The sequence below is a fragment of the Paenarthrobacter nicotinovorans genome (assembly GCF_007670255.1).
GTDB classification, from domain to species: Bacteria; Actinomycetota; Actinomycetes; order Actinomycetales; family Micrococcaceae; genus Arthrobacter; species Arthrobacter nicotinovorans_B.
Genome location: NZ_SZVS01000015.1, coordinates 1 through 26,871, shown reverse-complemented (window position 1 = coordinate 26,871; position 26,871 = coordinate 1). Strand labels below are relative to the sequence as shown.

Annotated in this window: 30 protein-coding genes and 1 tRNA gene; 20 read left to right on the top strand and 11 right to left on the bottom strand. The window is 63.3% G+C overall.

All coding sequences use genetic code 11. From position 1 onward, the window contains the following. Positions 1-34 precede the first annotated feature (34 nt). Positions 35-694 (bottom strand): hypothetical protein, encoded by a 660-nt coding sequence (locus tag FDP28_RS18810; RefSeq protein WP_144663129.1) that lies wholly within the window; start codon positions 692-694, stop codon positions 35-37. 228 nt (positions 695-922) lie between these two features. On the opposite strand from FDP28_RS18810, the gene FDP28_RS18805 reads away from it, so the two are divergent. Together FDP28_RS18805 and arfA are read left to right on the top strand one after the other, a co-directional pair. Beyond that, positions 923-995 (top strand) — tRNA-Lys (locus tag FDP28_RS18805). A gap of 166 nt (positions 996-1,161) precedes the next feature. Then, positions 1,162-2,697 (top strand): arabinosylfuranosidase ArfA, encoded by a 1,536-nt coding sequence (arfA, locus tag FDP28_RS18800; RefSeq protein WP_144663128.1) that lies wholly within the window; start codon positions 1,162-1,164, stop codon positions 2,695-2,697. Here the strand turns inward: arfA and FDP28_RS18795 are convergent. Both FDP28_RS18795 and FDP28_RS18790 read right to left on the bottom strand, forming a co-directional pair. Continuing rightward, positions 2,694-3,065, bottom strand: a complete 372-nt coding sequence (locus FDP28_RS18795; RefSeq protein ID WP_144663127.1) for a hypothetical protein — start codon at positions 3,063-3,065, stop codon at positions 2,694-2,696. The two genes, arfA and FDP28_RS18795, sit on opposite strands and share 4 nt — an antisense overlap. Before the next feature lie 118 nt (positions 3,066-3,183). Beyond that, positions 3,184-3,867 carry a GAF and ANTAR domain-containing protein gene (locus tag FDP28_RS18790; protein WP_260842537.1) on the bottom strand — a complete coding sequence of 228 codons (684 nt, stop codon included), beginning with the start codon at positions 3,865-3,867 and terminating at the stop codon, positions 3,184-3,186. A 338-nt stretch (positions 3,868-4,205) separates the two neighbouring features. On the opposite strand from FDP28_RS18790, the gene FDP28_RS18785 reads away from it, so the two are divergent. After that, a complete protein-coding gene (locus tag FDP28_RS18785) occupies positions 4,206-5,210 on the top strand; it encodes a LacI family DNA-binding transcriptional regulator (RefSeq protein ID WP_144663125.1) in 1,005 nt (334 codons plus the stop codon). A 20-nt stretch (positions 5,211-5,230) separates the two neighbouring features. Continuing rightward, positions 5,231-6,331, top strand: coding sequence for a D-TA family PLP-dependent enzyme (locus FDP28_RS18780; RefSeq protein ID WP_144663124.1), 1,101 nt, complete (start codon positions 5,231-5,233; stop codon positions 6,329-6,331). Here the strand turns inward: FDP28_RS18780 and FDP28_RS18775 are convergent. Beyond that, positions 6,328-6,849, bottom strand: coding sequence for a flavin reductase family protein (locus tag FDP28_RS18775; RefSeq protein WP_144663123.1), 522 nt, complete (start codon positions 6,847-6,849; stop codon positions 6,328-6,330). The genes FDP28_RS18780 and FDP28_RS18775 overlap by 4 nt on opposite strands. Positions 6,850-7,046: 197 nt before the next feature. Here FDP28_RS18775 and FDP28_RS18770 point away from each other — a divergent pair, with 197 nt between their 5' ends. The 14 genes from FDP28_RS18770 to FDP28_RS18705 all read left to right on the top strand — a co-directional run bounded on the left by FDP28_RS18770 (position 7,047) and on the right by FDP28_RS18705 (position 19,009). Further along, the gene (locus FDP28_RS18770; RefSeq protein ID WP_144663122.1) at positions 7,047-7,349 is read left to right on the top strand and encodes an urease subunit gamma; all 303 of its coding nucleotides are present in this window, start codon (positions 7,047-7,049) and stop codon (positions 7,347-7,349) included. A gap of 8 nt (positions 7,350-7,357) precedes the next feature. Then, complete coding sequence (locus FDP28_RS18765; protein ID WP_144663121.1) at positions 7,358-7,726, top strand: urease subunit beta; 369 nt, start codon at positions 7,358-7,360, stop codon at positions 7,724-7,726. Beyond that, a complete protein-coding gene (gene ureC / locus FDP28_RS18760) occupies positions 7,723-9,453 on the top strand; it encodes an urease subunit alpha (RefSeq protein WP_144663120.1) in 1,731 nt (576 codons plus the stop codon). The genes FDP28_RS18765 and ureC overlap by 4 nt, the downstream gene beginning before the upstream one ends. An 8-nt stretch (positions 9,454-9,461) precedes the next feature. Next, positions 9,462-9,935 (top strand): urease accessory protein UreE, encoded by a 474-nt coding sequence (gene ureE, locus FDP28_RS18755; RefSeq protein ID WP_144663119.1) that lies wholly within the window; start codon positions 9,462-9,464, stop codon positions 9,933-9,935. A 177-nt stretch (positions 9,936-10,112) separates the two neighbouring features. Next, positions 10,113-10,781: an urease accessory protein UreF gene (locus FDP28_RS18750; RefSeq protein ID WP_144663118.1), complete on the top strand. Its 669-nt coding sequence runs from the start codon at positions 10,113-10,115 to the stop codon at positions 10,779-10,781. A gap of 13 nt (positions 10,782-10,794) precedes the next feature. Further along, positions 10,795-11,412, top strand: coding sequence for an urease accessory protein UreG (gene ureG / locus FDP28_RS18745; protein WP_144663117.1), 618 nt, complete (start codon positions 10,795-10,797; stop codon positions 11,410-11,412). Continuing rightward, positions 11,409-12,428 carry an urease accessory protein UreD gene (locus FDP28_RS18740; RefSeq protein ID WP_144663116.1) on the top strand — a complete coding sequence of 340 codons (1,020 nt, stop codon included), beginning with the start codon at positions 11,409-11,411 and terminating at the stop codon, positions 12,426-12,428. The genes ureG and FDP28_RS18740 overlap by 4 nt, the downstream gene beginning before the upstream one ends. Beyond that, a complete protein-coding gene (locus FDP28_RS18735; RefSeq protein WP_144663115.1) occupies positions 12,428-13,474 on the top strand; it encodes a HoxN/HupN/NixA family nickel/cobalt transporter in 1,047 nt (348 codons plus the stop codon). Before FDP28_RS18740 ends, FDP28_RS18735 begins: the two co-directional genes overlap by 1 nt. A gap of 104 nt (positions 13,475-13,578) precedes the next feature. Then, positions 13,579-14,085: an RNA polymerase sigma factor gene (locus FDP28_RS18730; protein ID WP_144663114.1), complete on the top strand. Its 507-nt coding sequence runs from the start codon at positions 13,579-13,581 to the stop codon at positions 14,083-14,085. Between the two features lie 5 nt (positions 14,086-14,090). Then, the gene (locus FDP28_RS18725) at positions 14,091-15,149 is read left to right on the top strand and encodes a hypothetical protein (RefSeq protein WP_144663113.1); all 1,059 of its coding nucleotides are present in this window, start codon (positions 14,091-14,093) and stop codon (positions 15,147-15,149) included. A 173-nt stretch (positions 15,150-15,322) separates the two neighbouring features. Next, on the top strand, positions 15,323-15,946 hold the full coding sequence (locus FDP28_RS18720; RefSeq protein ID WP_144663112.1) for a hypothetical protein: 624 nt from the start codon (positions 15,323-15,325) through the stop codon (positions 15,944-15,946). A gap of 27 nt (positions 15,947-15,973) precedes the next feature. Beyond that, a complete protein-coding gene (locus tag FDP28_RS18715) occupies positions 15,974-18,448 on the top strand; it encodes a S26 family signal peptidase (RefSeq protein ID WP_144663111.1) in 2,475 nt (824 codons plus the stop codon). Between the two features lie 136 nt (positions 18,449-18,584). Further along, entirely contained in the window at positions 18,585-18,782 is a 198-nt protein-coding gene (locus FDP28_RS18710; RefSeq protein ID WP_144663110.1) for a hypothetical protein, read from the top strand. Further along, positions 18,779-19,009: a hypothetical protein gene (locus FDP28_RS18705; protein WP_144663109.1), complete on the top strand. Its 231-nt coding sequence runs from the start codon at positions 18,779-18,781 to the stop codon at positions 19,007-19,009. Before FDP28_RS18710 ends, FDP28_RS18705 begins: the two co-directional genes overlap by 4 nt. A gap of 73 nt (positions 19,010-19,082) precedes the next feature. On the opposite strand, the gene FDP28_RS18700 is transcribed toward FDP28_RS18705, so the two are convergent. From FDP28_RS18700 to FDP28_RS18680, 5 genes are all read right to left on the bottom strand, one after another. Further along, positions 19,083-20,117 (bottom strand): lactonase family protein, encoded by a 1,035-nt coding sequence (locus FDP28_RS18700; RefSeq protein ID WP_186313715.1) that lies wholly within the window; start codon positions 20,115-20,117, stop codon positions 19,083-19,085. 11 nt (positions 20,118-20,128) lie between these two features. After that, complete coding sequence (locus FDP28_RS18695; RefSeq protein ID WP_144663108.1) at positions 20,129-20,959, bottom strand: aldo/keto reductase; 831 nt, start codon at positions 20,957-20,959, stop codon at positions 20,129-20,131. A gap of 81 nt (positions 20,960-21,040) precedes the next feature. Further along, positions 21,041-22,078 (bottom strand): NAD-dependent epimerase/dehydratase family protein, encoded by a 1,038-nt coding sequence (locus FDP28_RS18690; protein WP_144663107.1) that lies wholly within the window; start codon positions 22,076-22,078, stop codon positions 21,041-21,043. After that, positions 22,075-23,046, bottom strand: coding sequence for an aldo/keto reductase (locus FDP28_RS18685; protein ID WP_144663106.1), 972 nt, complete (start codon positions 23,044-23,046; stop codon positions 22,075-22,077). Before FDP28_RS18685 ends, FDP28_RS18690 begins: the two co-directional genes overlap by 4 nt. A gap of 24 nt (positions 23,047-23,070) precedes the next feature. Then, positions 23,071-23,892 carry an aldo/keto reductase gene (locus FDP28_RS18680; protein WP_144663105.1) on the bottom strand — a complete coding sequence of 274 codons (822 nt, stop codon included), beginning with the start codon at positions 23,890-23,892 and terminating at the stop codon, positions 23,071-23,073. A gap of 217 nt (positions 23,893-24,109) precedes the next feature. Between FDP28_RS18680 and FDP28_RS18675 the strand changes: the two genes are divergently transcribed. Continuing rightward, complete coding sequence (locus FDP28_RS18675; protein WP_144663104.1) at positions 24,110-24,988, top strand: helix-turn-helix transcriptional regulator; 879 nt, start codon at positions 24,110-24,112, stop codon at positions 24,986-24,988. Positions 24,989-25,041: 53 nt separating this feature from the next. Here FDP28_RS18675 and FDP28_RS18670 read toward each other — a convergent pair whose 3' ends face one another. Both FDP28_RS18670 and FDP28_RS18665 read right to left on the bottom strand, forming a co-directional pair. Beyond that, a complete protein-coding gene (locus FDP28_RS18670; protein ID WP_011773002.1) occupies positions 25,042-25,251 on the bottom strand; it encodes a dodecin in 210 nt (69 codons plus the stop codon). 107 nt (positions 25,252-25,358) lie between these two features. Further along, positions 25,359-26,165, bottom strand: a complete 807-nt coding sequence (locus FDP28_RS18665; RefSeq protein WP_144663103.1) for an SDR family oxidoreductase — start codon at positions 26,163-26,165, stop codon at positions 25,359-25,361. Positions 26,166-26,325: 160 nt separating this feature from the next. Here FDP28_RS18665 and FDP28_RS18660 point away from each other — a divergent pair, with 160 nt between their 5' ends. Continuing rightward, complete coding sequence (locus FDP28_RS18660) at positions 26,326-26,757, top strand: universal stress protein (RefSeq protein ID WP_144663102.1); 432 nt, start codon at positions 26,326-26,328, stop codon at positions 26,755-26,757. Positions 26,758-26,871: the final 114 nt, after the last annotated feature.

The window sequence follows — 26,871 nt, the reverse complement described above, 5'->3', positions numbered from 1 at the left end:
GCCGGACGTGGGTACGTTTCGCCCCTCGGGCGCGTTAGTCCAGCTCGCCCAGCCGCCATGCGTTAGCCGCGTGCTCGAGGTCTTCGGCGGTCTTCACCAGCTGGTGGGAGTTTCGGGTGAGCTTGCTGGCGTGGCCCTCGTTGGTGTGCTCGGCGCCGTCGGCAATCGTTGCCTGGCCGAGCGCCACCACGCGGCAGAATGCGGCCGAGCGTTCCAACGCGACGTCGAACTCGCCGTCGAAAGCACCAGACAAAATAGCGTCCGCCATGGTCTTCATTTCTTCGGCTCCAGGCGGCTCGGCCGCCCCTGCCACCACGTTGGAAACCTGTGCCGTGTCCCGGCCGGCCCTGAAGTACACGGAGATGCGCTCCGGGTTCTGGATGGTGGCAGCGCGAAGGGCGTACAGCCGCCAGAGCGCGCCGGGCAAGCTGCGTGCGGGGCTCTCGGCCCACATCTCGGCGATCGCATCCAGGCCCTGCTCGTCGGCTAGCTTCACCAATCTGCGCGTGACTTTGGGGTCGTCACTGTCCCGGCCGCGCTTCACCAGGGCCTGGGCCGCGAGGTGTGCGGCCTCGGAGACTCTCGCAGGGTCCGCGCCGCCGGCAAACGGTTCGAAATCGATGGGCGCAAAGGGCTTTGGTTTGTGGTGCCTGTTTGCTCCGCCGTACGCACGTGATCCTGGCTGTTCGCTCATGAGTTCACCGTACTCCTGTGCTCTGGTGGGGTCGAGTAACGCTTGTTTCGGGCGCAGCCGTCGCTTCCCGACCCACTTTGCCGCCGCCGGTGGGCCGACACGCCGCCGTCAGCGGCGCGTCGCCGTCGTACTTCCGCCCAAAGAAGGTCACGACGGCGCACCCCACCCCGGGTTCCTTACCTGCCTTGACCTTGGGGTACAGTATTTATGGCTGTTTCAACAGCTGGAGGGCCTTTAGCTCAGTTGGTAGAGCATCGGACTTTTAATCCGTGGGTCGTGGGTTCGATCCCCACAGGGCCCACCCTTCTGCAGGCCGGAGACGTTGAGTCTCCGGCCTGTTTTTGTTTCCGCGACCTATGCGTGCGAAGAAATCTCTTGACTCCCGTCCCATCCACCGACAGCATGGTTTCTATAACGTTGTAAATTGACTCGCACGCCCCGCACACCAGCAGACAAGGACCCTCGCTTTGGGAGCCCAGAACAACACCGCCAAGATCACCATCGACCCCGCGTTCGTCATCGGCCCCGTGAGGAGGAAGACCTTCGGGGCTTTCGTCGAGCACCTGGGCCGCTGTGTCTACACCGGCATTTTCGAGCCGGAGCATCCCAAGGCTGATGAGGACGGATTCCGTACGGACGTCCTGGAGCTGACCAAGGAACTCGGCGTCTCAACTGTCCGCTATCCCGGCGGCAACTTCGTTTCCGGCTACCGCTGGGAGGACGGGGTGGGCCCGAAGGAAAGCCGTCCCACGCGTCTTGACCTCGCCTGGCACTCGAGCGACCCCAACCTGGTGGGCGTGGATGAGTTCGCCAAGTGGTCCGTGAAGGCCGGGGTGGAGCCCATGATGGCCGTGAACCTCGGGACCCGTGGAACCCAGGAAGCACTGGACCTGCTGGAGTACTCCAACATCAAGGGCGGCACGGCGTTGTCCGAGCAGCGCAAGGCCAACGGCGCGGTGGAACCCCACAACATCACCATGTGGTGCCTCGGCAACGAGATGGACGGTTTCTGGCAGATCGGGCACAAGACCGCTACGGAATACGCCCGTGTGGCGGCAGAAACCGCGCGGGCGATGCGCATGGTCAACCCGGACCTGGAGCTGGTTGCCTGCGGCAGTTCCGGCCCCAACATCCCCACGTTCGGTGAATGGGAGCGCGTGGTCCTCAACGAAACCTATGAGCTGGTGGACCTGATCTCGGCGCACCAGTACTTCGAGGACTTCGGCGACCTGCAGGAACACCTGTCCGCAGGCCACAGGATGGAAGCGTTCATCAAGGACATTGTTTCCCACATCGATCATGTGAAGTCCGCTACCAAGTCCGGGAAGCAGGTCAACATCTCCTTTGATGAGTGGAATGTCTGGCACATGACACGCGACGAGTCCAAGGCGCCCACGGGTGACGACTGGCCGGTTGCGCCGGTTCTCCTGGAGGACCGTTACACGGTGGCGGACGCAGTGGTGGTGGGCGATCTCTTGATCACGCTGCTGCGCCACACCGATCGCGTTCATTCAGCGAGCCTTGCCCAGCTGGTCAACGTCATCGCGCCCATCATGACCGAGCCCGGCGGCCGCGCGTGGAAGCAGACAACCTTCCACCCGTTCGCCCTCACGTCCCAGCATGCCTCGGGCGCAGTACTCAATCTCGCCGTCGAGTCACCGCAGCTGGACAGCGAAAAGACCACCGGCTTCGGCGCCCTGTCTGCCGTGGCGACCTACGACGCCGATGCCAACCAGGCCGTCGTCTTCGCCGTGAACCGTTCGGCGACGGACGCGCTGACCCTGGAGGCCGCCGTCGGAAGCTTAAGCGCAGGCAAGGTCATAGAGGCGGTGACCTACGCGAACAAGGACCCGTACTGGCAGGCGACAGCCGACGATTCGACGTCGGTCCTGCCGTCCGAGAACGTCAGCGTGAAGCTCGACGGCGGCAACCTCACCGCGGAGCTTCCGGCCGTGAGCTGGACCATGATCAGGCTGTCCCTGGATTCGGGCAACGAAAGCTAAGCGATCTGCTGCGTGCCGTCGTGGAAGGTCGGGTAGGCGGAAATGGGAGTGACGGTGGCGGGGGCCGGCTTTGGTGACCGCGATGCAGCTTCCGGAGCCGGGCCGTCAACGGTCACGATCTCCATGGATTCCATGTCCAGCAGGCGCCGGGTCCCTGTCTGGTCGTTGAGCCAGAACAGATCGGTGCCCGCCACGGTCTTGACCACCGTGCCCTGGTGGTAGAGGCGGCCGTTGTGCCACGCCTCGATGTAATCGCCCTGTTTCAGGGGGTGCGGTTCTTCCTGGCTACCAGGTACTGCGCCGAATGCTTGGGCCAGGGTGGCCTGTGTCTTCAGCGCCTGGAACAGGTCCCTGTTTGCAATACCCATGGTTGCCTCCTCAGCTGGCTCGGCCATTTATTTGGATCCAGCTTTGCGCAACTATGTTGCGGGCGCGTTGCAGGGGTATGAGCGACGTGTGACGGCTTAAGGAGTCTGTGTGGGGGCCTTAGTCTTCAAAGGATGCAGGAAGATGCCGGTCTCCCGCGATATGGGCGACGACGGCCTCCGCCACCGCGCGCAGCTTGATGTTGCGATGGCTGGAAGCATCCGCCAGGATCTGGAAGGCAGCATCGCGGCCACACCTGTTTTGCGCCATGATGATGCCTACGGCGGTGTCGATGGTGGTGCGGGAATCCAGTGCCGCCGCCAAGTTCGCGCGTGCGTCCTGCAGCTGCGACATCTTCAGGGCCAGCTGCAGTGCCTTCGCTCCCGTGGTGGTCACCCGCTGGGCTGCGCGAACGTCCTCCTCGCCGAAGCTGTGTGGATGCGCCGAGTACAGATTTACGACGGCGGCAGAGGTGCTGTTCAAGTCCAGGGGCAGTGCCAGGATGGCACCAATATCCGTGTCCTCCACGGCTTGCATGTAGTCCGGCCAGCGGTTTTCATGCCGTATATCGGGGACGTGCGTCATGGTCCGTGTCCGGAGGGCGCTGAGGCAGGGGCCGTCGCCCAGGTCATTTTGAATCTTGTCCAGGCGGCGGGCCAGCGGGTCACTGTCCGCTACGGCAACCGGTTTTTTCTGTCGCATGACCGTCATTCCGCAAGACACCGCGTTGGCCGATGTTGTGAGTTCGTCCGCGGTCAATTCCACGAGGTCGCCGAGAAAGCCGGGAATGTCCGCGTTTTCCACCAGCAGATCCTGGATGCGCTCCAAAAAATTGGTCAGGTCTGTCCGGGGTCCTGCGGATGTGGGGCTTTCAGAAAGATGATTTTGCATTTTTACAGAAGATTGCACTTCTTCATTCCGGGCCATTATGGCCTCAATTCAGCAAGGCCGGACCTCACGCATTTCCGGCTGGGCGGCTGGGCACTCGTGTTCGCGCCCAACCCGGATAAATCAGTTGCGGACCGTCACCATCCGGTAACTCATACTTCGACACTACGCTTAAGGCGTGCAACAAGATACAGCCGTCAGTGCGCATCCTTAATTGCACCGATGTATTTCACCAGCACTGAAGGAGTGCCCGCATGGCCGTCACCATGAACGACGTCGCGAAAGCCGCAGGGGTTTCGTTGAAGACAGTTTCCAATGTCATCAACAATTACGAATTCATCCGTCCGACCACACGGCAACGCGTTCTGGCCGCCATCGAAGAGCTCGGCTACGAAACCAACCTGACGGCCCGAAGCCTCCGCTCCGGGAAGACCAACATGCTGGGCCTCGTGCTGGCCGACCTTTCCATCCCGTATTACGCGGAGTTGGCATCCGACATCATGAAGGCTGCGTGGCGCCGCGGCTATCGCGTCCTGGTGGAGCAGTCAGGCAACGAAGCGGCCCACGAGAAGGCAGCAATCCAAGGCCAATTCCGCAGCCTCACGGACGGCCTCCTTTTCATTCCCCTGGCCCTCGGTGCTGAGGAGATCATCCAGGGGGCCGGCACCAAGCCGTTGGTCCTCCTGGGAGAGTATGTGCAGGACCCGCGCCTGGACATGGTCCTCATCCAGAACCAGGAAGCCGCCGCCGCCATCACCACGCACCTGCTGGCCGGTGGCCGCCGTCGTATAGCTGTCCTGGGGGCGGCCGACGGCGACACAACAGGCAGCGCCGGCCTGCGGCTCAGCGGGTACAAGGCTGCGCTCGCGGACGCCGGCGTTGAGTACGACCCCACTTTGCTGGTGCGGTGTGAGTGGCGACGAGATGGGGGAGCAGGGGCCATCGCCAGGCTGTTGGACAGTGGCGCGGAGTTTGACGCCGTGTTCGGCCTCAATGACGCCTTGGCCCTGGGGGCTCTTCACGAGCTCCTGGTCCGTGGAAAGAAGGTGCCGCAGGAGATCGCCGTGGCGGGTTTCGACGACATTGAGGAGGCGCGGTTCGCGTCACCGTCGCTGACTACCGTGGCGCCGGGGCGTGCGGAAATTGCCGAGCGCGCCGTCGCACTCCTGATCGAGCGGATCGAAAGCGACCGGGAAACGGCCGACGTCCGCCAGCTGGAGGCCGCTTTCGAACTGCGGGTCCGGCATTCAGCGCCGTGAGGGCGGCTAGTCTTTGAGGAATGAACGTGATCCCAGCCGCCCTCCGTACACCCGCCGTCATGATCGACGTCGATATCCTTGACCGCAACATCCAGCGGATGGCTGACAGCATGCAGGGCCGTGGGCTGAATCTGCGCCCGCACGTCAAGACGCACAAGACCTTGGAGATTGCGCGCAAGCAACTGGCCGCAGGGGCTGTCGGGATCACGGTTGCCACTATTGGCGAGGCTGAGGTCTTTGCGGCCGACGGCGTGAAGGACATCTTCATCGCGTACCCGCTGTGGGTCGAAGCTGAAAACGCGGAGCGACTCCGGGCCCTGGCCGCGGGTTCCCGCCTGGCTGTCGGCGTGGATTCAGCGGAAGGCGCGACGGCGATGGGTCACCGCCTGGGTACGGACGCCGGTTCCGTGGAGGTACTGATCGAGGTGGACAGCGGCCATCACCGCAGCGGTGTCCTTCCTGACGAGGCAGTGGAGGTGGCCCGTGCTGCGGCCGCCGCAGGCCTCACCGTCGCAGGCGTTTTCACCTTCCCCGGCCACAGCTACAAGCCCGGAATGCCAACAGGGGCGGCCGGCAATGAAAACCAAGCACTGGGGCAGGCGGCTGCGGCGCTGGCCTCGGCTGGCTTCGAGGTGCGGACAGTCAGCGGTGGGTCCACTCCCACGGCCTTGCTTGACGGTCCGACGGCCGCAACGGAGCTGCGCCCCGGCGTCTACGTCTTTGGCGATGCCCAGCAGCTGGAGCTTGAACGGTGCACCTGGGACGACATTGCCCTGACGGTGGCCGCTACGGTGGTCAGCCGCCACGAAGCACGCGGCGGCAACGTCCGGCGCGTGGTGGTGGATGCCGGCAGCAAGGTCCTGGGCAGCGATCGTCCCGACTGGGCCACGGGTTACGCCCGGCTCCCCGAGTTTCCCGAGGCCAGGGTGACCGCACTGTCCGAGCACCACGCCACGGTAGTCTGGCCGGATTCGGCCGAGCTTCCGGCCTTGGGCACGCGGCTCCGGGTGATCCCCAACCACGTCTGCCTCACCATGAACCTGGTGGACGAGGTCTCCGCGGTGCGTGACGGTGCTGTGGTGGACACGTGGACCGTGGCCGCGAGGGGCAGGAACAGCTAACCCAGCGCCGGAACGCTCTCAAGCAGTGTGTGGAACGCCCGGTTGTGGTAGACCAGCGGGGCTGAACCGCCGTCATTGGCCCGGATGTCCAGAACCGTCGCCGCGAGCAGCACCGAACCTCCCAGTGGCGCGCGGTGGATGATGTCGCAGCGCAGCGCCCACTGGGCCTCCCGGAGAAGGGGTTCGCCGGTGGGCAGCCGTTGCCAATCCATGTCTTCGGTGAAGCGGGGTGCCGCGGGGTCCGCAAAGGTACGGGCCAATTCCAGCTGGTCGGCCCCAACAAGGTGCACCACGATCGAGTCTGCCGCTGCAACGACTGACGCCGAACGGCCACCGGTCACGGAGAAGGCAAGCGTTGGCGGATCCACGGCCACCGAGGCCACCGAGGAAGCAGTGAGTCCCACCGGTCCCTCCGGTCCTGAGGCAGTGACGATCGCGACTCCCGCCGGGTGTGCGCGGAACGCGGCCCGGAAGAGCTCGCCGACAGCCGGGGACGGCAGGGGATTGTGGTGGGTCATCGCTATACCTTTGATGGAAAATGCTCGAATATGGCACCGCTGGGCGCACAGTAATCGATGCTAGAACCTCAACATTAGTTGAGGTCAATTCGGGCCACTCCGACCCCCGGCTGAGACAGTTCGGAAACGTGGCTGAAACTTCCGCTCCTTACGCTGGTCACATCAGGCCCAGCTCTGCCCAGCCCTAAGGAGATGTCGTGCACCTATTGCCCCGTGAGCAGGAGAAACTCATGATCGTGGTGGCCGCAGACCTCGCACGGCGCCGACAAGGCCGCGGGCTCAAGTTGAACTACCCCGAAGCCGTGGCCATCATCAGCTACGAGCTCATCGAAGGTGCCCGCGACGGCCGGTCCGTGGCGGAACTCATGAGCTACGGAACCACCCTGCTTAGCCGCGACGACGTGATGGAAGGCGTTCCCGAGATGATCCACGACGTCCAGATCGAGGCCACCTTCCCTGACGGCACCAAGCTCGTCACCGTCCACAATCCCATCCGTTAGGAGCCCCCATGATCCCCGGTGAATACAGGCTCCGGCCAGGTTCCATCTCCTGCAACAGCGGACGTGAGGCGATCGCCGTCGAGGTCGTGAACCGCGGCGACCGTCCCGTGCAGATCGGCTCGCACTATCACTTTGCCGAAGCAAACCGTGCCCTCGAGTTCGACCGCGAAGCCGCATACGGCCGCCGCCTGGACATCCCGGCGGGAACGGCCGCGCGCTTCGAACCCGGGGACAGGAAAACGGTCCAACTGATTGAGCTTGCCGGGTCCCGCGAAGTCTTCGGCCTCAGCAATGCGGTCAACGGAAAGCTCGACGGCGGTACCGGGGTTGCCGGGGAACCCCGCCCGGGCGTCGCAGCGGAAAGGGACCACCAGTGAGCTTCGAGATATCACGCAAGCAGTACTCCGAACTCTACGGACCGACCACCGGTGACGCCATCCGTTTGGCTGACACGGAACTCTTCCTTGAGATCGAGAAGGACTACACGGTCCACGGCGAGGAAGTGGTCTTCGGTGGCGGCAAAGTCATCCGCGACGGCATGGGCCAGAACGGACAGTTGACCCGTTCGCACGAGATCCCGGATACCGTCATCACCAACGTCGTGGTCCTGGACTACACCGGAATCTACAAGGCCGACATCGCCCTGAAAGACGGGCACATCTTCAAGATCGGCAAGGCCGGAAATCCGCAGATCACCGATGGCGTGGACATCGTCATCGGTGCGAGCACCGAAATCATCGCCGGCGAACGGAAAATCCTCACTGCCGGGGGCATCGACACCCACATCCACTTCATCTCCCCCGAACAGGTGCCGGCAGCATTGTGCAACGGCATCACCACCATGGTGGGCGGCGGCACCGGCCCGGCCGAAGGCACCAAAGCCACCACCATCACGCCCGGCGCGTGGCACATCTCCAGGATGCTGCTCGCGGCCGAGGGACTGCCCGTGAACATCGGCCTGTTCGGAAAGGGCCACGCGTCCGCCGTCGAGCCCCTCGCTGAGCAAATCCGCGCAGGTGCGGTAGGGCTGAAAGTCCATGAGGACTGGGGTTCCACCACGTCCTCGATAGACATGTCCCTGCGCGTGGCGGACGAATACGACGTCCAGGTGGCCATCCACACCGACACCCTCAACGAGTGCGGCTTCGTGGAGGACACCATCCGGGCCATCGACGGCCGCGTCATCCACACCTTCCACACCGAAGGCGCCGGCGGCGGCCATGCCCCGGACATCATCAAGATCGCCGGCCTGCCGAACGTCCTCCCTGCCTCCACCAACCCCACGCTGCCCTACACGAAGAACACCATTGAAGAGCACCTGGACATGCTCATGGTGTGCCACCACCTCAACCCGGACATCCCGGAAGACGTGGCATTCGCCGATTCCCGCATCCGGGCCGAAACCATCGCCGCCGAAGACGTCCTTCACGACCTCGGCATCTTCGCCATCACGTCCTCGGACTCCCAGGCCATGGGCCGTGTGGGCGAAGTCGTGACCCGGACCTGGCAGGTAGCCGACGCCATGAAACGCCAACGTGGCGTGTTGCAGGACCCCTCGGGCGCGGAGCATGGCTCGCCGGACTCGGACAACTTCCGGCTCAAGCGGTACGTGGCCAAGTACACCATCAACCCTGCCATCGCCCAAGGTATGGCCGATGTGATCGGCTCCGTGGAAGAAGGCAAATTCGCGGACCTCGTGTTGTGGGATCCAGCGTTTTTCGGCGTGAAACCCGAACTCGTCATCAAGGGTGGACAGATCGCCTACGCCCTGATGGGGGACTCCAACGCTTCCATCCCCACGCCGCAACCGCGCACCATGCGGCCCATGTTCGCCACCTATGGGAAGGCGCTCCAGCAGACGTCCATCACCTTCCTTTCCCAGGCAGCCATCGACGCCGGCGTGCCCGAAGAGCTCGGCCTCGAACGCGTCATCAAACCCGTGGCCGGCATCCGCGACCTCACCAAAGCGGACCTCAAATTCAACGGCGAAACGCCGGACATCGCCGTCGACCCCGAAACCTACAAGGTGACGGTCGACGGCGAAGAGGTCACCTCCCAGCCGTCCGACGTGTTGCCCATGGCGCAGCGCTACTTCCTGTTTTAGGAGCCCGCATGATCATCGAAAAAATCCTGGGTAACCTGCACGAGCAAACCCAGGCCTTCACCGGTCACCACAAGGAAAAGGTGGTGCTCCCCAGTGCGTTGCTTGTCAAACGCATCCAGCGCGTCACCACCGACCACGGCAAGGAACTAGGCATCCGCCTCCCCAGCGGCTCAGGGGACCTCCGCGACGGTGACATCCTGGCGCTGGACGACCACAACGTCATCGTCATCTCAGTGCTGCCCACCGACGTCCTGGTGATCGCGCCGCGGAGCATCCACGAAATGGGTGTCGTGGCGCATTCGCTCGGCAACCGTCACCTGCAGGCGCAATTCTTCGGCTCCGATTCCGAGTACGGGGCCCAAGTCATGGTGTGCCAGTACGATCACACGGTCGAGGACTACCTGAAGAGCGTCGGCGTCCCCTACGACAGGCAAGAACGGGTCATGCCGGTGCCGTTCCGCCATGCTGAGCATTCGCACTAATACCGCGGTCATGTCGCCGCTTGTGGGTGTCCGTGGCTGGGACGCCGGTCTGGTCTTGCCTTCGGCGGGTGATGGGGGCCGTGCCCGCTTCGCGATGCCCGCCACGCCGCGGCCCCCATCACCCGCCTCCGACTCGTTAGGTCGCGGCAGCGCTGCGCCCCACCCTCGGGGCGGGTCATGACCTCCTATCAGCTTGCTCTTCAACAGTTGACTGACTCGGCTTTGCCTACGGGGGCGTTTGCTCATTCTTTGGGGTTTGAGGGCTATATCGAGCGTGGGCTTGTTGGGGATGAGGGGTCGTTTGGGGTTTGGCTTTCCGCTTTTGTAGGGCAGCAATTGACGTATTCCGATGGGTTGGCTCTGCGCTTTCTTTATGAAGGGGTGGATGTTGGGTTGTTGGATTCTGTTCTTTCGGGGCAGCTGTTGGCTCGGGAGGTGCGGGAGGCTTCCGTGAAGATGGGTGGGCGGCTGCTTGAGATCGGTGGGGAAGTGTTCCCGTCGACGGAGTTGGATGGCTACAGGAAGTTGGTTCGTGAGGGGGTGGCTTCCGGGCATCAACCCTTGGCTTTTGGAGTCATCGCGCGGTCATTGGGGGTCCCCTTCGAGGAGGCCCTTGGTGCCTACCTGTTTGCCACGGTTACGTCGCTGACGCAGAACGCCGTGCGCGCCATACCGTTGGGGCAGAACGCCGGGCAGCGGGTACTTCGCCACGCGCACGACGCCGTTGCTGCCGCCACCCGGGATATAGCACAGCTGTGCTGGGACGACTTCGGGGCTGTCAGCCCCGGACTGGAAATTTCACAAATGCGGCACGAACGGCAACGTGCCCGCATGTTCATGAGCTAATGCAGGAGGACACATGACTGAACCCATCAAGATCGGCATCGGCGGCCCTGTCGGAGCAGGAAAGACCCAGCTCGTGGAGCGGATCACCCGGCACATGAGCCGCGACATCTCAATGGCCGCCATCACCAACGACATCTACACCATTGAGGACGCCAAAATCCTGGCCGCCAACGGCATCCTGCCGGAAGACCGGATCATCGGCGTCGAAACCGGCGGCTGCCCACACACGGCCATCCGCGAAGACACGTCCATGAACACGGCCGCCATCGAAGAACTGAAAACCCGCCACCCCGCGCTGCAGGTCATCTTCGTCGAATCAGGCGGCGACAACCTCTCGGCAACCTTCAGCCCCGAGCTTGTGGACTTCTCGATCTACATCATCGACGTCGCGCAAGGCGAGAAGATCCCCCGCAAGGCCGGGCAAGGCATGATCAAGTCCGACCTCTTCATCATCAACAAGACCGACCTGGCGCCCCACGTCGGCGCGGACCTGTCCATCATGGAACGGGACTCCAAGGAGTTCCGCGGTGATAAGCCGTTCTGCTTCACCAACCTCAAGACGGACGAGGGGTTGGAAGACGTCCTCAACTGGATCCGGCGGGATGTCCTGATGCTCGACTTGGCACAATGACCTCCCTCATCTCAGTGCCCGTGCCTGGTCCGGCGGCTTCGCCGGATTTTGGGCCGTGCCCGTCCCCAGCTGCTCCCAACTCTCGCAAGCTCGAGTCGGGGCCCTCGCAGCAGTGGGCCCCCCGCGGAGCCCGCCACGCCGCGGCCCAAAAATCCGGCTCAGCCGCCTCGGTGGCCCAGTCGCCCCGAGGTGAACTCCGGTTGCGCATCGCCCAAAGATCCGGGAGGTCTGTGGCTTCGCGGCAGTTTCATGAGGGGGCGTTGCGGGTTTTGAGGCCGCACTATCTCGATGAGTCCGGGCAGGTTTGTTATGTCATGGTCAATCCGGGTGGAGCGTATCTTGGGGCCGATTTGTTCCTTATTGAGGTGGAGGTCGAAGACGGGGCTGACCTGCTCCTCACTACACAGTCGGCAACCAAGGTGTATCGGACGCCCGGGTCCTTCGCTGAGCAGCGGATGAGTGTGCGACTGGGGGAGGGCTCGCGGTTGGAGCTGTTGCCCGACCAGTTGATTGCCTACCGGGAGGCGAGCTACCGGCAGAATTCGGACATCAGTCTCCACCCGACGTCGTGCTTTGTGATGGCCGAAGTCATCACGCCCGGTTGGTCGCCCGACGGTGCGGTGTTCCGCTATGAGGAAGTGCGGCTCAGGAACGAGATCCGGGTCGAGGCCGAAAATGGCGCGCAACTGCTGGCGCTGGACAACCTCCTGATCCGGCCTCCGCTCAACGATGTCAGCGGGCTGGGGTTCATGGAGGGCTTCAGCCATCTGGGGTCGCTGGTGGTGGTGGATCCACGGGTGGACCAAGGGCTGGCTGACCGGTTGCATGAGCTGACCCTCGGATTTGACGCGTACACCGGAGTTTCTTTGACGGCGACTATTGCCGGAACCACAGGGCTTGTGCTGCGATCGTTGTCGAACAGCACCGAAGAACTCAACACACTGCTGGGTGCCTGCACCTCCTTCCTGCGCGAACGCTGGTACGGGCAGGCGCCCCTGAACTTGAGGAAATACTGATGACTGCGCTGACCGGGTTCGCAACCCTGTACCGCGAGCGGGACGCCCTGTCCCTTCGGACGCGCATGCTGTTCACCTTCGGTGCCGTCGCCGCGTTGCATCTTGCCGGCGTCGTGCTTTTGCTTGCCGGAAGCGCCGGGGGCGCCCAACCGCTGGCGCTCGGCTTGGTGGTCACCGCTTACGTTGCGGGCATCAAGCACAGCTACGACTGGGACCACATCGCGGCCATCGACAACTCGACGCGCAAGTTCGTAGCCCAGCGGAAGGACCCGGTGAGTGTTGGGTTCGCGTTCAGCCTGGGGCACAGTTCGGTGGTGGTCCTGGCCGGTCTGCTGGTGGTTGCGGGTGCCACGCTGATCGGGCAGTTCATGGAGGACGGCACCACCGGCAATCTGGTGCTGGGCCTGATCGGCAGTGGGGTGTCCGGGCTGTTCCTGCTGGCGATGGGCCTGTTCAACGGCTCGGCGTTCATCCGTGCAACGCAGGTTTACCGGAAGGTGCAGGCCGGCGGTGAGTTGCGCCCCGAGGACCTGGAGGCCAAAGGCTTTGTGGCCCGGCTGTTGGCAAAACCCCTGTCCAAAGTGGAGCGGCCCAGGAACATCTACGTGATCGGTTTCCTGTTCGGCCTGGGTTTCGATACCGCCACCACCATCGGGCTGCTGGTCATCACGACGACGGCGTCTCTCGCCGGAGTTTCTCCGCTCGCCCTGATGGCCCTTCCGCTGGCGTTCACGGCGGCCATGACACTGTGCGACTCCATCAACGGGGTTGCGATGATGAAAATGTACAAGTCCGCCATCCATGACCCCCGGCGGAAACTCGGCTTCAACGCCGTCATCACCGGCATCTCGGCAGTCTCGGCGCTGTTCATTTCACTGATCACGCTGGGCGGCTTCCTCAACACTGCCTTCGGACTGGATGATCCTCTGACAACCTGGCTCGGCGGGATCGACCTGGGCGATGCCGGCCTGATCCTCGTGGCGTTGTTCGTGATCGTGTGGGCTGTCTCTGCCTGGCGCGGCCGGGCGATGCGGCGCTCCGCGTAGCCAACGGCACACAAATATTTTCCGATCCCTGTAACCGGCGGGCCCGAGCCGGAAACTAGACAAGTATCCTGCAGGTCCGGGCTCTATATTTCAGGGGGAAAATCGTGCTTTCCGAGCGCGAATTGGCGTTCATCGCCATTCATAAAGACAGCTATCCGTCCGTCTTCAAGTTTGTTCGCCGACGCGTGGAATCGGCGGATATAGCCGAGGAGATCGCCGCGGACGTTTTCCGCGTCGTCTGGCAGAAGTGGACCGACGAGTCCACCCCGGAACTTCCCTACCTTCTGACAGTCGCCCGCAACCTGGTGGGGAATGCGTACCGGAGCCGCGACAGGCGACTCGCCCTGCAGGAAAAGCTCCGGACGACGGCGGTCCAGCGCTTTGGGGATGACTCCGAGAACGTCGTGGTACAGGACGCTTTGATGCGGATGCGCGAACAGGACCGCGAAATCCTGCAACTCGCCTATTGGGACGGTTTGAGCACGGCCGAGATTTCCGGAGTCCTGCAGTGCAGCGAATCAGCGGCGAAAGTCCGCTTGCACCGCGCACGTACGGCTTTCCGCAAACAGATGCCGGCGGCCGAATTTACTACACAGAAGTTGGGGGCCTGAAGATCATGGATCCTATCAAGAACCAGATTTCAGCAATTGACCCGTGGGATATGAATGACGCTCCTGAGCCGAAGGGCGAGGAAGCGCTCCACAAGATTCTGTCAGGGACCACGGTATTCAGCGACGCGGATATTCCATCCAATGTGACTTCCCTTGATAAACGCAGGGCGCGGAAGTTCCAGGTTGCGGGCGGCTTGCTGCTCGGCGCTGCGGCCGTGACCGCGGGCGTCCTGGTGGCCGCCAATTTTGGGCCGGTCAGCGCTACACCGGCCCCTGCGGCGACGTTCACTTCAGCCGAAGCCACTGCCACGCCTTCTGTGTCTGCTTCGCCGTCCCCAACGGCCACGCCAACGCCCACTCCGACGGCTACGCCTACAGCGGCGGCAACAGCGCCCCAACCCGCCTCCACTCCAATCGCCACGGCCCCGGTGGTGGCGCCAACGCCCGTTTCGACAACGACGCTGCCCCATGCTGCCCAGGTCCAGAGCTACACGTTCCCCGACGGGCACCTCTCCTTCAGCTACCCGGTCGGATGGAGCGTCAAGACGGAGCAGGGCCCCTACCTGTCAGAGGAAACGAAATCGGGTTCGCAAGGAGCCACTGTCATGGACAGCGCCGGGACTCCCGTTGCCTACGTCTACAGCGGTTTCTATGGCGACGGTACCGCAGGTTTGGTGGACCGGACAGTCCTTGACCGGGCCGTGGTCTCCGGAGTGAGGGACGTGTCCGGAAGCCAGGTGGAATTCGGTTTCTCGTCGATCCAACCCCAGTACATCCCCTACGAGGGGCCGCCCTACGAGGGAATGCCCTCACCCCAATCGGGACCTGTCGAAGGTCCTCCGACGTACATCATGGATGTCCGGCTCACTTCGGAGCTCAAGGCCGGAATCAGCTCTTCGGGCACCAACCAGATCACAATGCCCAACGGGGTCATGAGTGCCTACGTGCTCTTTGACCCGGCGAAGCAGCCTACTTTCGCGAGTCCCGGCGGCGCGAGGGCATGGATGGGAACAGCGCAGTACCAGCAATTGAAGTCTCTGCTGTTGAGCCTTCGGTATCAGTAGGCGCAGTTAATGACAACAGATATTACAACTTTGTCAATTACATGACTTACTTGTAGATAGATCTCCTTCATTGCGCTAGCCTGAACTCGTCGTTGCGCAGCAAATGGGGTGCCTGGTTTCGATGCTTCCCTTGCGTGCGGCCTCGTAATGGTCTCAAGCAAAGGAACCCCTCAATGAAATCTCCTTCCTCTCGTACCAGGGCCATAGCAGCCTTCACCGCTGGCCCCGTCGCAGTACTGATTGCCGGAGCGATGGTGTGGCAGGGCTCGCAGGCCGCCTTCACTGCCACCACCCGCAACTCCGGAAGCTCATGGAGCACCGGCAGCGTCACGCTGACAGATGACGACCTCGGGGCCGCAGCTTTCACAGTGGAGAACATCGTCCCGGGACAGACGGGCCAAAAGTGCATCGTGGTGACGTCGAATTCCAATGTTCCGGGCGAAGTGCGTGCCTATACCCAGAATCTGATTTCGGACAGGGGTCTGGAAAACCGCATCTTCTTCGACCTGGAGCAGGGTACGGGAGGGTCGTTCAACGACTGCACCGGCTTCACTCCCACGGCCAACACGGTTCCGGAGCTGCCCATTTCCACCCTGGCAGCGAACAGCCGCGACTATGCCACCGGTGGTTCTTCCTGGGATACCGCGGGTACTCCAGGTGAGACGCAGAGCTACCGGGGCACGTGGCGTTTCGACACCACGGGTTTGACCCAGGATCAGGTGAACGCGCTGCAGGGTGCACGCGTGGGCATCGACATCGTGTGGGAACTGCAGTCGGACACCGCCCCCACCCCGTAGCCGAGCGACTGGACACACAGCTGAACCGTGAGCTTGGACCATAAGGACAGCGCCGCACAGGCCCTGTTCTCCGCTGAAGGATGGGTGCCTTTTGTCGTAGGCATCGTTGCCCGGGTCTACCTGGGCATTTCCCTGAGCTTGGCGGTCATCGCACTGTTCCCCGCGCTCCTGGGGTGGGGTGGAAGCGTGGTTCAAAGCGGTTCAATGGAGCCGCACATCAGCCCTGGCGATGTGGTCCTCTCATCGACGCTCCCGGACACTTCGCCTGTGCCCTTGGGTGGTGTGGTGGAGTTCCTGAGTCCGGCCGAGGCCGAGCCGGACGGGGTCGAAAAGACGCGGCTCCACCGCATCGTCGGCGCCAACGACGACGGCAGCTACATCACCGCCGGCGACGCCAACGCGGACGTCGACAGCACGCCCATGAAGCGGGAGCAGATCACCGGCCAGGCCCGGCTGTTGGTGCCGATGGTTGGTCTTCCAGGATTGTGGTTGACGCATGGGACACTGCCGCAGCTCGCCGTGTGGTCGGCCGGCACGCTCCTGGCGGTGGTCTGTGCGATCTACCTGGGCGGCTCGTCCTCAGATGGCACGGCGGGCACGGCGCGGGCCCGGCGGGACGGACAACAAGCCCGACGGCGGTCTTCGGCCAACATCCCGGCAGGGCTCGCCTTGCCGGCCCTGTGGACGAACCCGCGCGTCAAAGCCGTGGCAGCCTTCCTGCTCGCGGCGCTGATTGCGATCCTGGTTATCCTCGGTGCCACCGCTGGAACCACAGCTGCCGCCTTCACGTCGGCCACCTCCAGTACGGGGAACAAATGGGCGGCATCAGCTGACTGGAATCCACCCACGGTGTCCCTGGCGGATCCGGGTACTTCCGTCAGGGACACCGTTGCTCTCCAGGCCACAGCGCAGGACGCCGAATCCGGCATCAGAAGTATCGACGTCGAATACCTCCGCGACGGGGCGTCCGCCTGGACGAATATCTGCTCCGCTTCCAGCGCCGCCGTCACGTGCCAGTGGAACACCAAAGCAGTGGCCGACGGCGGTTACAGCCTGCGTGCGCGTGCTACGGATAACTCCGGACTCGCCTCAGTGACCGCTCTCCGCAGCACGACGGTCGCCAACAACCTGCTGGTGGTTCTGGCCAGCCCCGCCGAAGCCATCCGGGGCAACGTGCCACTCTCCACCACTCTGCTCGGCGCTGGAAACTCCATTTACACGGTACGGGTGGAGTACTCGCTGGCCGGAGCGAACAAGTGGAGTATTGCTTGCCCCAGCATCCTGGCCCCTTACAACTGCACCTGGAATACCGCACTTGTGGCCAATGAAAGCTACGACCTCAGGGCTGTGGCTGTATCCGGCCTGACAACCACCTACTCGGCAGTCGTTACGGACATCACCGTCGATAACCTTGCCCCAACCGTCGCCCTTGCAGACCCCGGAACGCCGCTCAGCGGTGTCCGGACACTTGCGGCAACCAGTACGGATGCCCACTCGGGCGTTGCCCAAGTCAGCCTTCAGTACGCGCGCACCGGGACCAGTGCATGGAGTACCGCGTGCACGGTCATTGACAGCCCCTATTCCTGCCGCTTCGACACTACAACGGTGACCGACGGCGGTTACTCCTTCCGGGCGGTCAGCTTGGACGCCGCAGGAAACAGCAGCACCTCGGCTGCTGTCACCAGGACCGTGGACAATACGGTCGCCTCGGTGTCCTTGGAAGATCCCGGGGCCTACCTGACGGGAACCGTGCCGCTGACTGCCGCCGCGAATTCAACGGCAGGGGTGGCGTCCGTAAAAATCCAGGCGGCACCTGCCGGGACAACCACCTGGAGCACCCTCTGCAATGTGACCGCCACTCCCTACTCCTGTAACTGGAACACCGCCGGAAGCACGGATGGGCCGTATGACCTCAGGGCCGTGCTGACAGACCGCAGCGGGAAGGACACGATCTCATCGACCGTGGCATCGAGAAGGGTGGACAACAGCCCGCTCCGCGCGGCGGACATCCGCGCCACCAACGGCGGCCTCACCCAGGGAAGGCTGGAGGCCGGAGATTCCATAAGCTTCGTATACAGCCAGCAGGTCAATCTGGCTACGGTTACCCCAGGCTGGGCTGGGGCGTCCCTCCCGGTGACGGTTCGACTCCGGGACGGCAACGTCCTGGGGTTGGGAAACTCACAGGACGTCCTGGATGTCCAGAGGACCGGCAGCAGCGTGAATCTGGGGTCGGTCAACCTGAAGCAGAACTTCGTCAAGAGCCGGAAGACCGTGGTTTTCAACGCGACCATGACGGCCAGCGCGGAGACTGTATCGGGTGTTCCGCGGACCGTGGTCACCGTGGTCCTGGGCACCGCGGCCAGTGGCGGTTCCGGTGTTCGAACCGCAGGGGCTGCGGCTGCGATGATCTGGACGCCCACCGCCGCCGTCACCTCCCTCGCGGGAACTGCTTGCTCGCTGGCTCCGCTCACTGAGCCAGGCGCTGCGGACCGGGACTTCTAAACAGGGCTGTGCTCTTGCATGTCGCTGAGCGCAAATGTTGTGCATCTGCCCATAACGAAGCGTCGGCGGCTTACATAGGGTTAGAGAGATCTACTTCACACAGTGCCCCGATCTACCCCAAGGATGAGTTTCAACGATGAAGAGCATCGCCCTCCTGCGCGAACGAGCCACCCGCGTCATGCCCACTGGGTCCCACTGCCCGGCGTCGGGTTTGTGGAGCCCGGACTGCGAACCGGATACCGTCCAGGTTTTCGCCGAGGGCCACGTGCTGCCGGCCTACAACGGTGTCCCGACTCTCTGGAGGCGGCGGACATCCGCCGAAGTGTCGGCATGACCAGCTCCATCCTGAACCGGCCGGCCGACTACCGCCACGTGCCTGCTTCGGAGTGGGCAGAACTCAACGCCGGCGAGCCCGTATGGATTTACGACGTCGCGTGGGGCGCCGGCAAGGGGCGCGTGGACGATGTCTCCAAGCACCAGGAACTGCTCTGGGTGGTCCTCGAACCGACCGGCCGCAAACTCATCTGCGGCACAGACGACGTCGAGGTCTGGGCGGCCTGAAAAACTCGCCGAGATGGCAAATAATGACAATGTCTGAGCGGATCATTGTCATTAAATGCCATCTCGGCGTTATTTAACTGGCTGGGAGCAGCATGCTGGGCGCGCCTGTTTCCACGCGGCCCACGGGTCCGTCGGGGAGCCCGGTCTCCGGGTCCAGGCGGAAGCTCACGACGTCGTCCGAGCCTTCGTTGGCGACGTACAGCCAGCCCTCGCGGACCAGGTGGTGGCGCGGCCACTCGCCGCCGCAGGGCACCTCGCCAACGGGTTCGAGACCGGAGCCGTCGGGGGAAACTTCCAGCACGCAGATACGGTTGGTCCCACGCACGCCCACGTAGGCGAAGCGGCCGTCCGGGGACAGCGCGATCTCAGCGCCGGCGTCGCCATCTTTTGCACCGGCGGCGCTGGCCGGGACCACCGAGGTCAGCTCATAGGTGCCGTCAGGTTCCATCCGCACGGCTGCGACCTCCACCGAGTACTCCGTGTCCACAAAGACAGTCCCGCTGTGGTGCCGTGCCATATGCCGTGGCCCCGAACCCATCGGCAGGACCAACTGGTGGTCGACCTTCAAACCCTCACCGGGCACGTACTGCCACACCCGAACCAGGTCATTGCCCAAGTCCGTGGTCATCACCCGGCCGTCGGGAAGCATCAGGCTCGAATGCGCCCGGCTGGGCCTCGCGCCGTCGGGGGTTGTCCCGGCGTAAGGGTCGACGGCGGCTGCCGCACTGGCGCGCGAGGTGATGGTGCCGTCGTCGTCCAGTTCAAAAAGGATGACCTGGCCGTCACCCCAGCAGGTCGCCACGACGAAGCGGCCCTGTGGATCGGCAGCGACATGGCAGGTCGCTTCCCCGGTAGGCCATGGATCGCCAAAGGCTTCGAGCCTGGCGTCGCCTGTCCGGCGGTAGGCCTGTACATGGCCCGCTTCTTCTGCCACGGCGTAGAGCACGGGGAGCGTCGGGTGCAGCGCGAGGAACGACGGCGAGTCTGCGGCAACGGCCAGTCCCAGTGAGGCGAGGTTTCCTTCGGAATCTGCGGAGATGGCGGCGATTCCCTCGCCCTTCGCGTTCCGGTCGGCGGTGTAGGAGCCGGTCCAGATAAGAGTTTCCATGTCAGTCCTCCCTAGTGTCCCTGAACATCCGAGTCGACGCCTGCGTCAGGGCCGGCGTCGAGGGTTTGCAGTTTGCTGAGGTCGTCCTGGTCCAGCTCGAAGTCGAAGACGTCCAGGTTTTCTTTCATGCGCCGGGGATTCGCAGTCTTGGGGATGGCGACGAGGCCATGCTGGACATGCCAGCGGAGCACCACTTGGCCCGGAGTTTTTCCATACTTATCCCCGATTGAGGCCAGCACCGGGGCGTTCAGCAAGTCGCTGCTGGCCCCCAATGGACTGTAGGACTCGGTGACAATGCCATGCCGCTCGTTGTAAGCGCGAGCAGCGGGACGGGGGATCGAAGGGCTGACCTGAATTTGGTTGACAGCGGGAACAACATCGGTTTCGCGGAACAACTGATCAAGGTGAGCCGGTTTGAAGTTGGACACTCCAATGGAACGCACCTTGCCCGATGCCTGGAGCTCCTCAAAGGTTTTCCACGTGGAGATGAACTCACCTCGGCGGGGCAGGGGCCAGTGGATGAGGAGCAGGTCAACGTATTCCAGGCCCAGGCGCTGCAAGGAACCGTCCAAGCCTTCCACCGCCCTGCCGGCACCTTGGAATTCGCCGTCGAGCTTGGTGGTGATGAAGAGCTCCTTCCTGTCCACGCCGCTCTTTCGGATCCCTTCGCCCACCCCCTTTTCGTTTCCGTACTTCACGGCAGTATCGATGTGGCGGTAGCCCTGCGAGAGGGCCTCAACGACGGCGTCGGCAACCTGGACGTCGTTTAATGGCCAGGTGCCAAGGCCCAATTGGGGGATCTTGTGGCCGTCATTCAGTTCAATGAGCGGGGCTTGGGCCATGGGCGTGCTCTCCTTCTGGCTGCGACGAAAAAAGAAAGGTTCCTTGCTTTTCTACGCTGATCGCGCTGTGCTTGGCAACAGCTATCGGCGGGACCAGTCATAGAGCCGGTCGCTGAGCTTCATGTACTCCTCACCAACTACCTGCAGTTCGGGATGCCGGTCATGCCACTCAACAATCTCTCTGGCGCCGTCCGCGAATGGAATAGTTGCCCGGTAGTCGGGGACGAGGGCCTTGATCTTGGAGTTGTCGAAGACCACAGAGTGGGAGCGATCGCCCAGCAGATTGGGCCCGAGCTCCGGACTGTGCCTGGCTATTGTGTCTGAGGAAACGTGGAACAGTTCCGGCTCCCCAACCCCTGCCGCCCGGGCAAACAACCGGTAAATCTGGTTCCACGGCAGGAACTCGTCCGAGGTAATCGTGTAGCTCTCGCCGATGGCTTGCGGCCTGCCCAGCAGTCCCACGAAAGCCTTGGCAAAGTCGCGGCTATGGGTCAGCGTCCACAGAGAGGTCCCATCGCCGTGGACCATGACCGGCTTGCCTGCCCGCATCCGGTGAATGTCGGTCCAACCGCCCACCATGGCGATCTTGGTCCGGTCGTACGTGTGGGAGGGGCGTACCACGGTCAGTGGGAAATCCAGTTCACGGTACGCCTCGAACAGCAGTTCCTCACAGGCGATCTTGTCCTGGGAGTACTTCCAGAACGGGTTCTTCAACGGCGTGGATTCGCGGATAGGCAACGTTGTGGGCGGCTTTTGGTACGCCGACGCGGAACTGATGAAGACGTACTGTCCTGTCCGCCCGCGGAACAATTCCAACCCGGCCCGCGCCTGATCCGGAGTGAACGAGATGAAGTCCGCGACGGCGTCGTACTCCCGTCCCTGAAGTACCCCACGCACTGCCTCAGCGTCCCGAATGTCTGCGTGCAGGACTTCGGCTCCGTCAGGTACCGGCCGGCCGGCTGACTGTCCTCTGTTGAGGATGGTCAGCCGGTGGCCCAGCGCGACGACGCGTTCAGCCGCCGCCGCGCTGATGACCCCGGTCCCGCCGATGAACAGGATGTTCCGCGGCGAGACGGTGTCCGCATCCGCCCCAAGGCTGTTGGGGAGGAGGGCGGTCACCAGGCGTAGTCCTCGGGCGCGGGACGGTGGCCCGGGAAAATGTCGTCCAGCCGCTTGAGCGCGTCCTCGTTCAGGGAAACGTCCAAGGCGCGTATGGCTGCGTCCAGCTGTTCCTGGGTGCGCGGGCCCACGATCGGCGCGGTCACTGCGGGCTGGTGAAGCAGCCACGCCAACGCGACGTCGCCCGGCTTCTGACCGAGCTCGTCCACGAAATCCTCGTACTGGCGGATCTGGTCCTCGTGCTTCTTGAGGGTCTCCAGTGCGCGGCCTTCCGTTCGGCGGACGCCCTGCTCTTCCTTCTTGAGTACGCCGCCCAACAGGCCACCCTGCAACGGAGACCACGGGATCAAGCCAAGGCCGTACTGCTGCGCGGCCGGGATGACTTCAAGCTCCAGTTCACGCTTGAAGAGGTTGTAAATGGATTGCTCGCTGACCAGGCCGGTGTAGTTCCGCCGCCGGGCCGCTTCCTGCGCCTGGGCGATGTGCCAACCCGCAAAGTTGCTGCTGCCCGAGTAAAGAATCTTGCCCTGCTGGACGGCCACCTCGATGGCCTGCCAGATCTCGTCCCACGGAGTATCCCGGTCAATGTGGTGGAACTGGTAGATGTCGATGTAGTCCGTCTGCAACCGCTTGAGGCTCGCGTCCAGTGCCCGCCGGATGTTCAGCGCGGACAATTTGGACTCATTCGGCCGGTCCGTCATGGTGCCGTACAGCTTGGTGGCGAGCACGGTCCGTTCACGGCGCTCGCCGCCCTTGGCGAACCAGCGGCCGATGATTTCCTCCGTCCAGCCGCGGTGCTCCACCCCGCCGTAGACATTGGCGGTGTCGAAGAAGTTGATGCCCGAGTCCAGCGCCGAATCCATGATGGAGTGCGCGGTTGCCTCGTCGGTTTGGGGGCCGAAGTTCATGGTTCCAAGGCAGAGGCGTGAAACCTTCAGGCCGGAACGGCCCAGATGGGTGTACTGCATTTCTGTTGGTCCTTTTGTGTGGTCTTAGAGCTGGGTGAAAGCGGCGACGGCGGGATCGGAACCGATGCGCGCACCCGCCTCCAGGGCGGTGATGGCCGCGAGTTCGGATTCGGTGAGGGTGAGGTCGGCGGCGCCGAAGTTCTCCCGCATCCGGGTTGAGTCGGCGGACTTGGGGATCACGATGGTTCCTTGTGCCAGGTGCCAAGCGAGGATCACCTGTGCAGGAGTAGTGCCATGTGCCGCTGCGATGAGGGCCACCTGCTCCGCGTTCAGGTCCTTGCCCTGCCCCAGCGGACTGTACGCCTCAACGGCAATGCTGAGGTCGCGGCACTTGTTGGCCAACTCGCCCTGCTGGAAGGTTGGGTGCAGCTCGATCTGGTTTACGGCGGGGACTACCTCGGCTTCGCGCAGCAACGTATCCACATGCTCGGCGAGGAAGTTGGAGATGCCGATCGCCCGGATCTGCTTGTCCTGGTAGAGCTTCTCCATCTCCTTCCAGGCCTGCGTGTAGAGCCCCTGGGAAGGGACCGGCCAGTGGATGAGGTAAAGGTCGATCACTTCCAGATCCAGGGCATCGCGGCTTCGCTGGAAAGCGTCATAGGCCTCGCCCTGCTCGCCGTTGCGAAGCTTGGTGGTGATGAAGAGTTCTTCCCGGGGAATTCCCGAGGCTTTGATCGCGGCACCAACTCCGGCCTCGTTCCGGTAGGCGGCCGCGGTGTCTATGTGGCGGTACCCCGTTTCCAAGGCATCTTCCACCACCTTCTGCGTTTCGTCGGCGGGCACTTGGAAGACACCAAATCCCAGCTGGGGGATGGTGACGCCGTTGTTCAGTGTCAGCTCTGGCATGACGGTCTCCTTCGACGGGATGGTTATGGCCTTGGCGCTCCGAGGTCGCGTCTGTCCCGTGGGTCGGGCATCAGAAAGCGTTTTCGGAGGCTCTGCTCTGAGCCTATGCAGTTTTGGGGGCAGAGTCAGCACTACAGCCTGATCCTGTTTTTCCTAGGTCTGGTAGTCCTACCCACAACAGTGGCCTTTCACACGCCCTGGGCGGCAGAATGGACGGATGGGTCAGAGCGCCGAGTTCGGCAAATTCCTTAAAGTCATGCGTGCCCGCCTCCAGCCCGAGGACGCCGGAGCGCAGGAATCCAGCGGTTCACGAAGGGTCCCGGGGCTACGCCGTGAAGAGGTCGCACGCCTCTCGGGCGTGAGCACGGACTATTACACCCGCCTGGAACAGGGCCGCAATATCCACCCCTCCAAGGCAGTCCTGGACTCGGTGGCGAGGGCACTTCGCCTGGACCCCGGGGAGCAGGCGCACATGATGGACCTGCTGGAGCACTGCGCCAGTTCCGCGGGCAACCCCGGTCCCGTGCAGAAGGTCCGGCCTGGGTTGAGGCAGTTGCTGGACGCGGTGGGGGATGTTCCCGCCATGGTCCTCGGCCGACGTGCTGATGTCCTGGCCGGAAACCGCATGGCGCACCTGCTGTTCACGGACTTCTCCTTGTTACCGGCGGCTGAACGCAACCTCACGCGCTGGCTGATCCTGGACCCCGCTGCCGGTGCTTTGTTCCGTGACTGGAAGACCGTTGCTGCAGAGGCCGTGGGCGCTCTGCGCATGGATGTCGGCCGGCACCCCAACGATCCCGAAACGAACCAGTTGGTAGGCGAGCTCGCAGTCCACAGCGAACAATTCCGCCAATGGTGGGCGGGGCACAGGGTTGCCACGCGCGCCGCAGGCACTGTCAGGCTGCACCACCCGGTGGTGGGAGGCCTGGAACTGAACTTCGAAACGCTCAGTCTCCCGGACGATCCCGACCAGCACCTTCGGGTCTATTCGGCGAAGGCCGGTTCGCCGTCGTCGGACGCTTTGATGCTGCTCAGCTTGGGCGCGGTGGAAGCAGTGGCTCCCCAACCTGAGCCGGCCCGCCGGGATGACAGTTAGTGCCAATGTTCCAGGTGAACATTGGCATTAACTGCCAACTCGCGTAGGGAGAGTCAGCGCTCCAGCCGGAAGCCGAGCTTGATGGTGACCTGCCAGTCGGCGACTGCGCCGTCCTCGAGGTGTCCGCGGATTTCCTTGACCTCGAACCAGTCGAGGTTCCGCAGTGTTTGGGACGCTGTCGCAATGCCGTTCTTGATGGCGTCGTCAACGCCCTCGGTGGAAGTTCCTACAATCTCGGAAACGCTATAGGTGTGGCCAGCCATGGTGCTCCTCATCAACGTGTTACGAATATTGGGAAATCCAGGCCTGCGGGGCAGGCCGTTCATGCAGACTAGCCCACGGAACTCCGTGCGGCCAGAGGTGGTGCGGCTTAGCTTTCACGCCAGTCGTGGCTGGTGATGTGGGAGCCAGCCTGGGGTCCCATCTGCAGCATTCCGCCGTCAACGGGCCATGAAGCTCCGTTGACGTAACTGGAAGCCGGGGATGCCAGGAAAGCGATGACGGCGGCTATTTCGCGGGCATCTCCAGGGCGACCCAATGGCACGCCCGGACGGTCTTTGGTGGTGGGGTCCTCGTCCTCCTGGCCGGTCATCGGGGTGGCGATCTCGCCGGGAGCCACATTGTTTGCGGTGATGCCGTGTTCGGCGAGTTCCAGGGCCATCGTCTTGATGAGTCCGCCGAGGCCGTGTTTGGAGGCGTCGTAGGCCGAGGCGCCAACCCGCGGCTGGAATTCGTGGACGCTGGTGACGGCGATGATGCGCCCGCCGCGGCCCGCTTTGACCATGCGCTTGGCAGCGGTTTGCATGGCGACGAAGGCGCCGTTGAGGTTGGTGTTCAGCGTGGACATCCACGTCTCGTAGTCGAGATCCAGGAACTTGGTGCCGTCGCCCGCTCCGGAGTTGTTCACGAAGACGTCCACGCCGCCGAGCTCTTCGGCGAGCTTGTCCACCGCGGCTGCGGTTCCGGGAGCGTCAGTGGTATCCAGCTGCTGGACAACTGCCTTCCGGCCCAAGGAACGGACCTCCTCCGCCGTCTTTTCGGCGCCCTGCTGGTCCGAGTACCAGGTGATCCCTACATCCATGCCTGCCTGGGCCAACGCCACCGCCGTGGCACGCCCGATCCCTGAATCCGAGCCTGTGACGATGGCGGTCTGCGGGGCAAATGGTGCGTCGCTCATGGTCCTGCCTTTCAGTGACGTGATGGTTCCGATGATGTATCCCTACCCTCACGTCGCCGCGGCAAACACTCCCGGCGCAAGAGGGTCATCCCGGTGAATGGCTGTGGAGTGTAGATTTCTCTGCAGCAGCACCCAGCGAATCCGAGAACCAGGAGTACTCATGTCAGAAGTTATTGTGGTCGGCGTTGACAACAGTGAAACTGCCAAGCGGGCAGCCGTAGCGGCAGCGAAACTCGCCACCGCCCTCGGCGCTGAACTGCACGTCATCAGCGGCTTCTCCGATGACCGCATCGAGGAATTCGGCAGCGGCAGCGACCGCATCACTGTGTCCTCGGCCGACTCCGCCGAATACGTGGCCCGCAAAGTCTCCGAAGACCTCGACGTTCCAGCGGATAAGGTCAAGTACTTCGCTGCGCGCGGCAACCCGGCCAACGCCCTGATCAACTACGCCGAGACGAACAACGCTTCCCTGATCGTGGTCGGCAACAAGCGCATGAAGGGCCTGGGCCGTGTACTGGGCAGCATCGCCAACAGCGTTGCACACGGCGCCCCGTGCGACGTGTACATCGTGAACACCGAAGTAGACGCGTAGAACCCAACTGGGGGACAGCACATGTCGCAGTGCGTGCTGTCATGTCTCAGGACCTTGTAGACAGTTCATGTCTCAGGACTTCGTAGACAGTTGGTGTCTCATGAGTGTGTAGAC

Excerpts from the sequence above, each read along its gene's own strand:
- FDP28_RS18810 (WP_144663129.1), bottom strand. The coding sequence starts at position 694 with ATGAGCGAACAGCCAGGATCACGTGCGTACGGCGGAGCAAACAGGCAC.
- FDP28_RS18795 (WP_144663127.1), bottom strand. The coding sequence starts at position 3,065 with ATGGGTATTGCAAACAGGGACCTGTTCCAGGCGCTGAAGACACAGGCC.
- FDP28_RS18785 (WP_144663125.1), top strand. The coding sequence starts at position 4,206 with ATGGCCGTCACCATGAACGACGTCGCGAAAGCCGCAGGGGTTTCGTTG.
- FDP28_RS18780 (WP_144663124.1), top strand. The coding sequence starts at position 5,231 with ATGAACGTGATCCCAGCCGCCCTCCGTACACCCGCCGTCATGATCGAC.
- FDP28_RS18775 (WP_144663123.1), bottom strand. The coding sequence starts at position 6,849 with ATGACCCACCACAATCCCCTGCCGTCCCCGGCTGTCGGCGAGCTCTTC.
- FDP28_RS18765 (WP_144663121.1), top strand. The coding sequence starts at position 7,358 with ATGATCCCCGGTGAATACAGGCTCCGGCCAGGTTCCATCTCCTGCAAC.
- ureE (WP_144663119.1), top strand. The coding sequence starts at position 9,462 with ATGATCATCGAAAAAATCCTGGGTAACCTGCACGAGCAAACCCAGGCC.
- FDP28_RS18750 (WP_144663118.1), top strand. The coding sequence starts at position 10,113 with ATGACCTCCTATCAGCTTGCTCTTCAACAGTTGACTGACTCGGCTTTG.
- ureG (WP_144663117.1), top strand. The coding sequence starts at position 10,795 with ATGACTGAACCCATCAAGATCGGCATCGGCGGCCCTGTCGGAGCAGGA.
- FDP28_RS18740 (WP_144663116.1), top strand. The coding sequence starts at position 11,409 with ATGACCTCCCTCATCTCAGTGCCCGTGCCTGGTCCGGCGGCTTCGCCG.
- FDP28_RS18735 (WP_144663115.1), top strand. The coding sequence starts at position 12,428 with ATGACTGCGCTGACCGGGTTCGCAACCCTGTACCGCGAGCGGGACGCC.
- FDP28_RS18725 (WP_144663113.1), top strand. The coding sequence starts at position 14,091 with ATGGATCCTATCAAGAACCAGATTTCAGCAATTGACCCGTGGGATATG.
- FDP28_RS18720 (WP_144663112.1), top strand. The coding sequence starts at position 15,323 with ATGAAATCTCCTTCCTCTCGTACCAGGGCCATAGCAGCCTTCACCGCT.
- FDP28_RS18710 (WP_144663110.1), top strand. The coding sequence starts at position 18,585 with ATGAAGAGCATCGCCCTCCTGCGCGAACGAGCCACCCGCGTCATGCCC.
- FDP28_RS18705 (WP_144663109.1), top strand. The coding sequence starts at position 18,779 with ATGACCAGCTCCATCCTGAACCGGCCGGCCGACTACCGCCACGTGCCT.
- FDP28_RS18700 (WP_186313715.1), bottom strand. The coding sequence starts at position 20,117 with ATGGAAACTCTTATCTGGACCGGCTCCTACACCGCCGACCGGAACGCG.
- FDP28_RS18695 (WP_144663108.1), bottom strand. The coding sequence starts at position 20,959 with ATGGCCCAAGCCCCGCTCATTGAACTGAATGACGGCCACAAGATCCCC.
- FDP28_RS18685 (WP_144663106.1), bottom strand. The coding sequence starts at position 23,046 with ATGCAGTACACCCATCTGGGCCGTTCCGGCCTGAAGGTTTCACGCCTC.
- FDP28_RS18680 (WP_144663105.1), bottom strand. The coding sequence starts at position 23,892 with ATGCCAGAGCTGACACTGAACAACGGCGTCACCATCCCCCAGCTGGGA.
- FDP28_RS18675 (WP_144663104.1), top strand. The coding sequence starts at position 24,110 with ATGGGTCAGAGCGCCGAGTTCGGCAAATTCCTTAAAGTCATGCGTGCC.
- FDP28_RS18670 (WP_011773002.1), bottom strand. The coding sequence starts at position 25,251 with ATGGCTGGCCACACCTATAGCGTTTCCGAGATTGTAGGAACTTCCACC.
- FDP28_RS18665 (WP_144663103.1), bottom strand. The coding sequence starts at position 26,165 with ATGAGCGACGCACCATTTGCCCCGCAGACCGCCATCGTCACAGGCTCG.
- FDP28_RS18660 (WP_144663102.1), top strand. The coding sequence starts at position 26,326 with ATGTCAGAAGTTATTGTGGTCGGCGTTGACAACAGTGAAACTGCCAAG.